At 43.9% G+C, this 10,373-nt stretch carries 10 protein-coding genes; 5 read left to right on the forward strand and 5 right to left on the reverse strand.

Features of this window, described 5'->3' with window-relative positions; translation table 11 throughout:
- Window positions 1–8 precede the first annotated feature (8 nt).
- Window positions 9–749: an amino acid ABC transporter permease gene (locus RH40_RS05245; RefSeq protein ID WP_009600346.1), complete on the reverse strand. Its 741-nt coding sequence runs from the start codon at window positions 747–749 to the stop codon at window positions 9–11.
- A 118-nt stretch (window positions 750–867) separates the two neighbouring features.
- Here RH40_RS05245 and RH40_RS05250 point away from each other — a divergent pair, with 118 nt between their 5' ends.
- Window positions 868–1,644 (forward strand): transporter substrate-binding domain-containing protein, encoded by a 777-nt coding sequence (locus RH40_RS05250; RefSeq protein WP_009600347.1) that lies wholly within the window; start codon window positions 868–870, stop codon window positions 1,642–1,644.
- A gap of 19 nt (window positions 1,645–1,663) precedes the next feature.
- On the opposite strand, the gene punC is transcribed toward RH40_RS05250, so the two are convergent.
- Entirely contained in the window at window positions 1,664–2,830 is a 1,167-nt protein-coding gene (punC, locus tag RH40_RS05255; RefSeq protein WP_009600348.1) for a purine nucleoside transporter PunC, read from the reverse strand.
- A 153-nt stretch (window positions 2,831–2,983) separates the two neighbouring features.
- Between punC and punR the strand changes: the two genes are divergently transcribed.
- Complete coding sequence (gene punR, locus RH40_RS05260; protein WP_009600349.1) at window positions 2,984–3,883, forward strand: DNA-binding transcriptional activator PunR; 900 nt, start codon at window positions 2,984–2,986, stop codon at window positions 3,881–3,883.
- A gap of 41 nt (window positions 3,884–3,924) precedes the next feature.
- On the opposite strand, the gene fadA is transcribed toward punR, so the two are convergent.
- The 3 genes from fadA to RH40_RS20790 are packed head-to-tail and all read right to left on the reverse strand — an operon-like array spanning window position 3,925 to window position 7,459.
- On the reverse strand, window positions 3,925–5,100 hold the full coding sequence (gene fadA / locus RH40_RS05265) for an acetyl-CoA C-acyltransferase FadA (RefSeq protein ID WP_009600350.1): 1,176 nt from the start codon (window positions 5,098–5,100) through the stop codon (window positions 3,925–3,927).
- A gap of 12 nt (window positions 5,101–5,112) precedes the next feature.
- Window positions 5,113–7,284, reverse strand: coding sequence for a fatty acid oxidation complex subunit alpha FadB (gene fadB, locus RH40_RS05270; protein ID WP_009600351.1), 2,172 nt, complete (start codon window positions 7,282–7,284; stop codon window positions 5,113–5,115).
- 37 nt (window positions 7,285–7,321) lie between these two features.
- Entirely contained in the window at window positions 7,322–7,459 is a 138-nt protein-coding gene (locus RH40_RS20790; RefSeq protein WP_158091819.1) for a hypothetical protein, read from the reverse strand.
- A gap of 92 nt (window positions 7,460–7,551) precedes the next feature.
- Here RH40_RS20790 and RH40_RS05275 point away from each other — a divergent pair, with 92 nt between their 5' ends.
- The 3 genes from RH40_RS05275 to hemG are packed head-to-tail and all read left to right on the forward strand — an operon-like array spanning window position 7,552 to window position 10,213.
- Window positions 7,552–8,172 carry a YigZ family protein gene (locus RH40_RS05275; RefSeq protein WP_009600352.1) on the forward strand — a complete coding sequence of 207 codons (621 nt, stop codon included), beginning with the start codon at window positions 7,552–7,554 and terminating at the stop codon, window positions 8,170–8,172.
- 42 nt (window positions 8,173–8,214) lie between these two features.
- On the forward strand, window positions 8,215–9,672 hold the full coding sequence (locus tag RH40_RS05280) for a TrkH family potassium uptake protein (protein WP_009600353.1): 1,458 nt from the start codon (window positions 8,215–8,217) through the stop codon (window positions 9,670–9,672).
- Between the two features lie 10 nt (window positions 9,673–9,682).
- Window positions 9,683–10,213, forward strand: coding sequence for a menaquinone-dependent protoporphyrinogen IX dehydrogenase (gene hemG, locus RH40_RS05285; protein ID WP_009600354.1), 531 nt, complete (start codon window positions 9,683–9,685; stop codon window positions 10,211–10,213).
- Window positions 10,214–10,373 lie beyond the last annotated feature (160 nt).

Consider the following 10,373-nt stretch of genomic DNA (forward strand, 5'->3'; position numbering starts at 1 on the left):
CTTTTTAGTTAATGACTAGGAATAGCAACTCGCTTTTCAACCCAGCGAACAGCTTGTGATACCAGCAAAATAAGCACCAAATATTCGATGACGAGAAAGGTGTAAATCTCTAATGGAAGATATTCATTGACCACCAATTCGTTAGCTCTTCTTGTTAGATCGCTTAGCCCTATGACACTCACTAATGAGCTCATTTTTAATATGTAAACGAACTGATTTCCTAATGGTGGAAGGATTTGGCGTAGGGCTTGAGGTAAAATAACGAGGCGCATAGTTTGCCAATAGCCCAGACCAAGAGAGTGAGCAGCTTCATGTTGACCGCGGCGTATAGCCTGAATACCACCTCGAAACACTTCGGCCATAAACGCGCTTTCGGCAATACTCAGTGCAATCACACCAGCCCAAAAATGGTTCAGTGAAACGTCAAATAACGTGGGCAGCCCATAGTAAACCCACAATAGCAGCACAAGCACTGGGACGGAGCGGATGATCTCAACATAGGTTCGATTAACTCCTCGTATCAAGCCTGATGATGATAGTGCTGGAAAGGCGACTAGTAGACCGATCAGCATAGCGAATAGCATGCTAATAAGTGAAATTTTAATTGTATCGCTGAAGCCTTTGAGCAAAAAGAGCATGTTCGCTAATCCTTGCTCTTGGCGAGGATCTAAAACATACCAGCCCCATTCATAGTTGCTGCAACCGGTTAGGAAAAGTAAAGAAAGAAGCCATAGATGTTTGTAGTTCACATTTACTCTCCAAAATGACTAAATAAAAGTCAAATATTGCTATGTTAATGTCGAGGTTATTGGTCTTGTTGATGATTAGAGCTCAATATCTCACTCTATGATAATAAAAGGAATAAAAATGAGAAAATCATTATTTGTTTTGGGCTTATGCTTAATTTCTATTATGCAGGTAGCTCACGCACAGAGTCGACTACAGTCTATTTTAGACAATGGTGTTTTGCGAGTCGGAACAACCGGGGATTGGAACCCAATGTCGGTGAAAGATCCCACGACAAATCGCTATAAAGGTTTTGATATTGATGTGACTACTGAGCTTGCTAAAGACCTAGGGGTTAAGGTTGAGTATGTTGCGACTGACTGGAAGACGTTAGTCAACGGTATTACTGCTGATAAGTACGATATTTCGGGGAGTGCGTCACTCAACATGTCGCGAGCGAAAGTGGCTGGATATAGTCAAGCATACTTTTATCTCGCGTTTGTACCCGTAGTACAGAAGAAAGATCTTACTAATTTTTCTGATTGGAGTGACTTTGATAAACCAGAAGTTAGAGTTGCAGCGACTCTAGGAACCGTTCAAGAAAAGATGGTTAAAAGCTTTTTCCCATCGGCTCAGCATATTGTCATTGAAGCTCCTGCACGAGATTTTCAGGAACTTCTGGCGCGTAGAGCTGATGTATCCGTCACGTCCAATGTTGAGGCAGCAACTTTGGTGGCTAAGTTTAAACAGTTAGCTGTGGTTCCTGTACAAAAACTACGCAAGCCTACACCGATTGCGATGTTGATGCCACAAGATGACCAAGTATGGATTAACTATGTTAACCATTGGATTGAGTTGAAAAAGACTCAGGGCTTCTTTAAACAGACGGCAATCAAATGGGGAATTAAAGGTCTGTAAAAAAGCCCCTTTTGGGGGCTTAAACATGCTCTGATAGAGGTGTGCTTGCTTTTTTCGACATTATATAACCCATCCACAAACCCAATAGGCAAATTAAAATGGCGATACCCGTTATCGTTTGGGCTTGACTTGCATAGGCTGCAACTAGAGCGCTAGAAATACTGCTGACACAGATTTGCAAGCTATTTTGTAAGCCAGCTCCTGTGGCAGGGCAATGTTTTGCAGTTGCTAACGCTCGATTCACAACGATAGGATACAGTGCTCCGTTGGCAACAGCTAGCAAACAGAAAGGCAGCAGTATCGGCCATATAGAAGCTAAGGAAACTTGGCATGTAATAAAAGTGGAGATCGCAGAGACACTAAATAATAATACCAGTGCACAGAGGACTTTGTTGTCACCAAATCGGCTCACAGCATGCTTACCTGCCATACCTCCAACCATAAATGCGATCGTTTGAGGAATAAAGCTCAGACCAATGTCTTTTGCGTTATAACCTAGCTGAGCCATGATCTCTGGCATACCTGTCAAATAAGCAAAGAAGGCAGCAGAGGCCATAGCGAACATAGTCACATTCCCCATATAGACTTTTGACGATATGAGGGATTTGATATCTGCAGATATGTTGCTGGACTGCACCGTTACGTTATCTTTATCAAGCTGCAACGTTGCGAGTAATAAAATGACACCAATCAATGTCAATAATACGAAGATACTCTGCCAGCCGAACGAATCCAAAAGAAGCACTCCCACTTGAGGCGCTAGCGCAGGTGAAAGGGCAACCAGTGGCATTATGGTGGCAAACAGTCTCTGACTATTAGATGAGTGACGCTTAATCACCATCGCTTGCCAAATAACTGCTGGAGCACATACTCCCACAGCTTGAATAAATCTCAGCACAAGCAGTTGCCAGATCTGACCACTCCATACCAGACCCAATGATGCTAGGGCGAAAATGAATAGTCCAACTGCGAGGGTATTGCGCAGCCCAAAGCGATCGGATGCCAGCCCCCACAATAGCTGCCCAACAGCCATACCAACCAGAAATACGGTTAATGAGAGCGCTATTGGCTCAGGACCTGTTACAAAATCATTCTCCATGGCTTTAAATGCGGGCAAATACATATCAGTAGCAACAAAGCCCAGCATAGATAAAGCGATCAGATAGAAGAGTTTTAGTTTTGACATAGGGAATAATCCATTAAATTTTTTAGTAAAGGAATACCGATATTTAGAGTGATTAAGTCCGGTTTTACTTGGTGTTGATTCTATTTTTCGATTTGTAATAAATAAAACGGTATAATTTGTAGTTATCAATCAAAAAATTTGAAAGGTCTTTGGGTGTATTCAAAATCTTCTCTAGAGGTTATTGATACGGTGGCACGACTGGGTAGCTTTACTGCAGCCGCGGCGTTACTTCATAAGGTCCCATCAGCCATCAGCTATAGTGTTCGTCAAATAGAGCAAGAGCTAGATGTGGTTTTATTTCGGCGCTTGCCAAGAAGAGTGGAATTGACGCCTGCTGGTGAAATTTTTGTTACCGAGGCTCGAGGTTTACTCAGGCAGATGGAAGAGGTTAAAGCTCAGACTCGCCGTGCGGCGCAGGGCTGGCAAACAACATTGCGTCTGACTCTGGATAATGTGGTGAGATTGGATAGCCTTAAGCCATTGATAGAGAGCTTTTATCAAACTTTTGACTTCGCGGAACTTCAGGTCAATATGGAAGTTTTTAATGGTTCATGGGAGGCTATCGCTCAAGAGCGCGCTGATATTGTTATCGGCGCAACGTCTGCAATACCGATCGGTGGTCATTTTGAGGTACGTGATATGGGATTGCTCGACTGGGCTTTCGTTATGTCTCCATCTCATCCCTGCGCTTTACAGAGTGAGCTCAGTGAAAGCTTTGTCTGTCAGTTTCCCGCTATTTGCCTTGATGATACATCGACTGAATTACCGAAAAGGCACTCAGGTTACTTCTTGAGCCAGCGGCGTCTGTTATTGCCCAATTGGTATACGGCACTGGAATGTCTACAAAATGGAATGGGGGTGGGTTACGCTCCAAGACATATGGTGGCGGATTTACTGCACTCGGGGGGATTAATAGAGAGGCACTTACCAGAGATTCAGCCAGTCAGCCGATGCTGTTTAGTGTGGAGAAGAACGTCCAATAGCAAACTGATAGAGTGGATGGTCGATAATTTGGGGGATACACAGAAGTTACATCGAGATTGGCTAGCCTAAAAAAGCCAGCAAGTGCTGGCTTTTTGATAGATGAGGAAGAATTAAGGTCTTTCAAAGACTGTCGCAATTCCTTGACCTAATCCGATACACATAGTAGCTAATCCATATTTAGCATCTTTCGCTTCCATCAGGTTGATCAGCGTAGTTGAAATACGTGAGCCCGAGCAGCCTAAAGGGTGTCCGAGCGCAATCGCGCCACCATTAAGGTTGACTTTTTCGTCCATCACCTCAAGCAGACCTAAGTCTTTGGCACAAGGTAAAGATTGGGCAGCAAATGCTTCATTAAGCTCAATGACACCCATATCCTCTATGTTCAGTCCAGCGCGTTTAAGTGCTTTTTGTGAGGCAGGGACAGGACCGTAGCCCATGATCGAAGGATCGCAGCCTGCAATAGCCATACCTCTGATCCTAGCGCGAATGTTAAGACCTAACTCTTTGGCTTTTTCTTCGCTCATGATAAGCATGGCAGAGGCTCCGTCTGATAGTGCGGAGGATGTACCAGCAGTGACTGTGCCATTAGCTGGGTCAAAAACTGGACGTAATTGAGAAAGGCCATCAACATTGGTTTCAGGTCTAATTACTTCATCGTGTTCTAGGGTAAACAAGGTTCCGTCTGAGTCGTGTCCCTCTGTTGGCAAAATCTCGTTTTTAAAGCGACCTTCTACTGTTGCTGCATGAGCCCTTGCGTGTGAGCGGGCAGCAAATTCATCTTGTTGCTCTCTGCTAATACCATGTAATTTGCCCAGCATTTCGGCTGTCAGTCCCATCATACCAGCGGCTTTGGCGACATTTTTAGCCATACCTGGATGAAAGTCTACTCCATGAGTCATGGGTACGTGTCCCATGTGTTCGACGCCACCAATCAAGCAAATTTCAGCATCTCCTGTCATGATGGCTCGAGTGGCGTCATGTAGAGCTTGCATGGATGAGCCACATAGGCGGTTTACTGTGACAGCGCCAATTTCTATAGGTAAACCCGCTAGCAGTGCCGCATTACGAGCAACATTGAAACCTTGTTCGAGAGTTTGTTGCACACAGCCCCAATAAATATCTTCGATTTCATTTGGGTTGACTTGCGGGTTTCTGGCGAGTAGTCCCTTCATCAAATGTGCCGATAGATCTTCAGCTCGTGTATGGCGAAAAGCTCCACCTTTCGAGCGTCCCATAGGGGTGCGTAAACAATCTACAACGACAACATTTCTATTATTGGTAGTCATTGGTGAGTCTCCTTAAATAGAACCTAGTTGCTGATCGCCATAAAACGTCTTACCGCTTTCAGCCATATCAATCAACATTTGTGGAACATGGTACATGGCGCCTAATTCCTTATATTGCTGGGCCATTGCCACATATTCTGCAATCCCAATACTATCCAAGTAACGGAAGACACCTCCCCTAAATGGAGGGAAGCCAAGGCCGTAGATAAGTGCCATATCTGCTTCTTGAGGTGACGCTATGATGCCTTCTTCAAGACAAAGAACGACTTCATTGATCATTGGAATCATAGTGCGCTGTATAATACTCTGCTCATCGAACTCTTTTGCCTGTGAGCATACGTCAGCAAGTAAAGGTAACACATCGTCGTTGAAGGTTTTCTTGGGTCTTCCTTTTTTATCGACGCTATAGCTGTAAAAACCGCTGCCATTTTTTTGGCCATATTTATTGGCACTAAATAAAGCATCAATTGCGTCTTTATCTTGTTTACCCATCCTCTCAGGGAAGCCTTGCGCCATAACTTCTTGGGCGTGGTGGGCAGTATCAATACCTACTACATCTAATAGGTAAGCAGGGCCCATAGGCCAACCAAACTTGCGTTCCATCACTTTATCGATTTGTGTAAAGTCAGCACCATCACGTAATAGCATGCTAAAACCGCCAAAGTAAGGGAAGAGAACACGATTAACAAAGAACCCCGGGCAGTCATTGACGACAATAGGTGACTTACCCATTTTGGCGGCATAGGCCACAACACGGTTGATGGTTTCTTGGGAAGTTTGTTCGCCACGGATAATTTCAACCAGTGGCATTCGATGGACTGGGTTGAAAAAATGCATGCCACAGAAATTTTCTGGCCTTGATAGTGATTTTGCCAGATGGTTAATTGGTATGGTTGACGTATTCGAGGTGATGACCGTATCCTGACTGACTTGTTGCTCAACTTCGCTCAGTACGGCTGCTTTGACTTTTGGATTTTCAACGACGGCTTCGACGATGACGTCTGTATCCTCTATTCCTGCATAGTGGAGGCTTGGTGTAATGGAAGCAAGAATGCCTGCCATTTTAAAGCCATCAATTCGACCTCGTGACAGGCGTTTATTAAGAAGCTTTGAGGCTTCATTCATACCAAGGTCTAATGACGCTTGTGCAATATCCTTCATTAATACAGGAACGCCTTTAAGCGCTGATTGATAAGCAATACCACCCCCCATAATACCAGCACCGAGTACCGCTGCGCGTTTGGTGTCTTTGTTGGCTGCTTTTGCTGCCTTTTTGGCGATACCTTTGATGTACTGGTCATTAAGGAATAGGCCCACCAGTGCTTTCGCCTCTTCAGATTTTGCCAGCTTAATGAAATGATTGCGCTCGATGTTCAGTGCTTCATCTCTTGAAAGCTTGGCGCCGCCTTCGATGGTTAACACGGCAGTCATTGGGGCGGGATAATGCGGACCTGCTTTTTGGGCGACTAAACCTTTTGCCATGGTAAAGCTCATCATAGCTTCGAGTTTACTTAGGGTTAATGGTGACGTTTTTTGCGCTCTTCGAGATCGCCAGTCAATTTTTTCGTTTATGGCTTGATTAAGGGTTTTTATTGCCGATTCGTAGAGAGAATCATTATCGACAATCGCATCGATTAAGCCAATGTTCAAAGCCTCTTCTGCTCGACATGCTTTACCCTGGGTGATGATTTCCATGGCAGTATCAGCACCGACAAGTCTGGGTAAGCGTACACAACCACCGAAACCAGGCATAATGCCGAGTTTGGTCTCTGGTAGTCCAATGCTGGTTGTTTTATCGCCAATTCTAAAATCCGTGGCCAGAACGCACTCGCAGCCACCTCCTAAAGTGTGTCCTTTCAGAACAGATACTGTAGGAACCGGAAGATCTTCCAGTTTGTTGAAAATACTGTTGGCAAACTTTAGCCATTCGTCCAATTGTGCTTCGGGTTTGGCAAACAAGCCTAAAAACTCGGTAATATCTGCGCCAACGATAAAAGCATCTTTGTCTGACGTGAGTAACAGCCCTTTTAGGGATGGGGAGGCTAGCAATGCATCGAGTGCTTTATCGAGAGACTCTAGGGTCGCTAGATCCAGTTTATTAACGGCGTTGGGTGAGCAGAAACTCAGCTCAGCAATACCAGTTTGAATTTCCTTTACCTGTAGGGTTTCGGCTTGGTAAATCATTGTCTATCTCCATGACATACAATCTTGGATTGTGTGTTTAGCGGCGACCAAAATCGGACATATGGTCTATCGTTGCTAATAGTCGCTCTAAAAGGAAGTAAGTTGTAATTCTGGTTTGACCAGTTGCTCTAGTTTGTACTTGCTGGTGGTTAAATTCAATACATTTTTTAAACATGTGTTTAACATTGTGCGCTCGGACAGATCTGGGGCGACGTTGAATTGACCTTCATGCTACACTGGTTGACTGTTTAGCAAAAAGTGTGTGTTATGAATAACCTCCCATACTTAATTCCAGCAAGAGTACATACATTTGAAGAAGAGATAAAAAAAAGTCTGTTCATCACACAACTTGCTCATACTGATGGTGTAGAGCAGGCGAAAGCTTTTGTATCGCGAGTGAAAGGGGAACACCCAAGTGCACGTCATCATTGCTGGGGATTTGTGGCAGGCAGGCCTGGCGACTCGATGCTATTTGGTTTTAGTGATGATGGAGAGCCATCAGGAACAGCAGGAAAACCTATATTGGCTCAGTTATCGGGCTCTGGCATTGGTGAGGTTACTGCTGTTGTGACGCGTTACTATGGCGGAATTAGGCTTGGAACGGGTGGGCTAGTGAAAGCTTATGGTGGTGGTGTTCAACAGGCGCTTAAAGGGGTTTTAACGCTTGAAAAAAAGATAGTGACGCGTCTTTCACTTGAACTCGATTACGCTATGGTTCCCGTTGTACAGGTATCATTGTCGCAGTTTTCAGGTGTTGAGGTGAGTACTTACTACCAAGAGAGGGTTTCAATGGTTGTGGAAATTGAGCAACGTTATGTAGAAAGCTTCTCTCAGATTATTGTAAATAAAAGTGGCGCCAAAGTGAAAATTAATCACTTGGACAATTAATAACCATAATTAGGAAGCAAAGCTTCACAGCTCATTTATCTCATGCAATTTCGATCGATCATCCGCATTGTCGGCTTATTATTGGCATTATTTAGTCTCGCGATGCTAGCGCCGGCGCTAGTCGCTTTAATATACAGAGATGGTGCCGGGGTACCCTTCGTTACTACGTTTTTTGTTTTACTGGCTTGTGGTGCGGCCTGTTGGTGGCCAAATCGTCGTTGCAAGCAGGAACTCAAGTCTAGAGACGGCTTTTTGATTGTCGTTTTGTTTTGGACTGTATTGGGTAGTGCGGGGGCTATTCCATTTTTGATTGCAGATAACCCCAACGTATCCATTACCGATGCTTTTTTTGAATCATTTTCGGCCCTGACGACCACTGGAGCGACCGTTATTGTTGGGTTAGATGAAATGCCCAAAGCGATTTTATTCTATCGGCAAATACTACAATGGTTTGGTGGAATGGGGATCATTGTCCTAGCTGTGGCCATTCTTCCTGTACTTGGCATTGGGGGCATGCAGTTATATCGAGCAGAAATCCCGGGACCAGTTAAAGATTCTAAAATGACACCACGTATTGCAGAAACAGCCAAGGCGCTTTGGTACATCTATCTCAGTTTGACGGTCACTTGTGCTTCCGCTTTTTGGCTAGCTGGAATGAGTCCATTTGATGCGATCAGTCACAGTTTTTCGACCATCGCGATTGGTGGCTTTTCCACTCATGATGCCAGCATAGGTTATTTTGATAGTTACGCTATTAACCTGATCACAGTGATTTTTCTTCTTATCTCTGCGTGTAATTATTCGTTGCACTTTGCAGCGTTTGCTTCCGGGGGAGTGCATCCCAAATATTACTGGCGCGATCCGGAATTTAGAGCCTTTATATTTATACAATTGGTGCTGTTTTTAATCTGTTTCTTAGTGCTGCTTAATCATCATACTTATGATTCATTGTACTCTGCTTTTGATGAGGCGTTGTTCCAGACCGTGTCTATTTCAACCACCGCTGGATTTACTACAACGGGTTTTGCTGATTGGCCATTGTTCTTACCTGTTTTATTGCTGTTTTCGTCTTTTATTGGTGGATGCGCTGGTTCAACGGGCGGAGGCATGAAAGTCATCAGGATTTTACTCCTTACTCTACAAGGAGCTCGTGAACTGAAGCGTTTGGTTCACCCCAGGGCCGTATACATAGTTAAAGTGGGGGGGAGTTCGCTCTCTCATCGAGTTGTAGATGCTGTTTGGGGCTTTTTTTCTGCTTACGCTTTAGTTTTTGTCGTATGTATGTTGGCACTTATGGCAACGGGAATTGATGAGCTAAGTTCATTCTCTGCTGTTGCAGCAACCTTAAATAATTTAGGACCAGGTTTAGGTGATGTTGCTGTGCATTTTTCAGATATTAACGATACCGCAAAGTGGGTCCTTATTGTATCCATGCTTTTCGGGCGCTTAGAAATTTTCACCTTACTGATATTATTAACCCCAACATTTTGGCGCAGTTAACGAGGTTAAAATGGCAAAGATATTGTTCCTGTACTCTTCTAGGGAAGGACAAACAAAAAAAATTTTTAATCACATTAGTAAAGTTCTACCGGAAGATGAATGTGAAATGTTCGATCTGCATACTGTAGATAGGGTTGATTTTTCGCAGTATGAACAAGTTTTGATCGGTGCTTCAGTTCGTTACGGAAGATTGAATAAAAAGCTCTACCAGTTCATTGAAACAAACCTCTTGGAGCTTGAAAATAGCCGAGCTGCATTTTTTTGCGTTAACCTCACGGCAAGAAAAGAAGATCAAGGAAAAGATACTCCAGAGGGAAATGCTTATGTTCAGCGCTTTCTTATTCAATCAGCGTGGAAGCCAGAATTAATCGGTGTGTTTGCCGGCGCTTTGTATTATCCCAGGTACAATTGGTTCGATCGCTTTATGATAAAGCTGATTATGACTATGACTGGTGGAGAAACGGATACAAGCAAAGAAGTTGAATACACAAACTGGAAAAAAGTAACAGACTTCGCGCTTCAATTTCGGGTAAAAGAGTAACAAAAAGATGGTTTTTAGCCCCTTTTGATGTTTTTTTGCTCGCTTAGCTTAAAAATCAAAAAAAATACCAAAAAGAGCTTGCCAATGTGAACGCGATCTCTATAATGCCCCCTCGCTGACACGGCAAGGCTTCGAAGAGTGTTTCTCTTCCATAAGCACC

Origin of the sequence: Vibrio caribbeanicus ATCC BAA-2122 (assembly GCF_000165125.1) — a bacterium.
In the GTDB taxonomy this organism is placed as follows: domain Bacteria; phylum Pseudomonadota; class Gammaproteobacteria; order Enterobacterales; family Vibrionaceae; genus Vibrio; species Vibrio caribbeanicus.

Excerpts from the sequence above, each read along its gene's own strand:
- RH40_RS20790 (WP_158091819.1), bottom strand. The coding sequence starts at position 7,459 with ATGTTTAAAAAATGTATTGAATTTAACCACCAGCAAGTACAAACTAGA.
- RH40_RS05280 (WP_009600353.1), top strand. The coding sequence starts at position 8,215 with ATGCAATTTCGATCGATCATCCGCATTGTCGGCTTATTATTGGCATTA.
- RH40_RS05275 (WP_009600352.1), top strand. The coding sequence starts at position 7,552 with ATGAATAACCTCCCATACTTAATTCCAGCAAGAGTACATACATTTGAA.
- hemG (WP_009600354.1), top strand. The coding sequence starts at position 9,683 with ATGGCAAAGATATTGTTCCTGTACTCTTCTAGGGAAGGACAAACAAAA.
- RH40_RS05250 (WP_009600347.1), top strand. The coding sequence starts at position 868 with ATGAGAAAATCATTATTTGTTTTGGGCTTATGCTTAATTTCTATTATG.
- fadB (WP_009600351.1), bottom strand. The coding sequence starts at position 7,284 with ATGATTTACCAAGCCGAAACCCTACAGGTAAAGGAAATTCAAACTGGT.
- punC (WP_009600348.1), bottom strand. The coding sequence starts at position 2,830 with ATGTCAAAACTAAAACTCTTCTATCTGATCGCTTTATCTATGCTGGGC.
- fadA (WP_009600350.1), bottom strand. The coding sequence starts at position 5,100 with ATGACTACCAATAATAGAAATGTTGTCGTTGTAGATTGTTTACGCACC.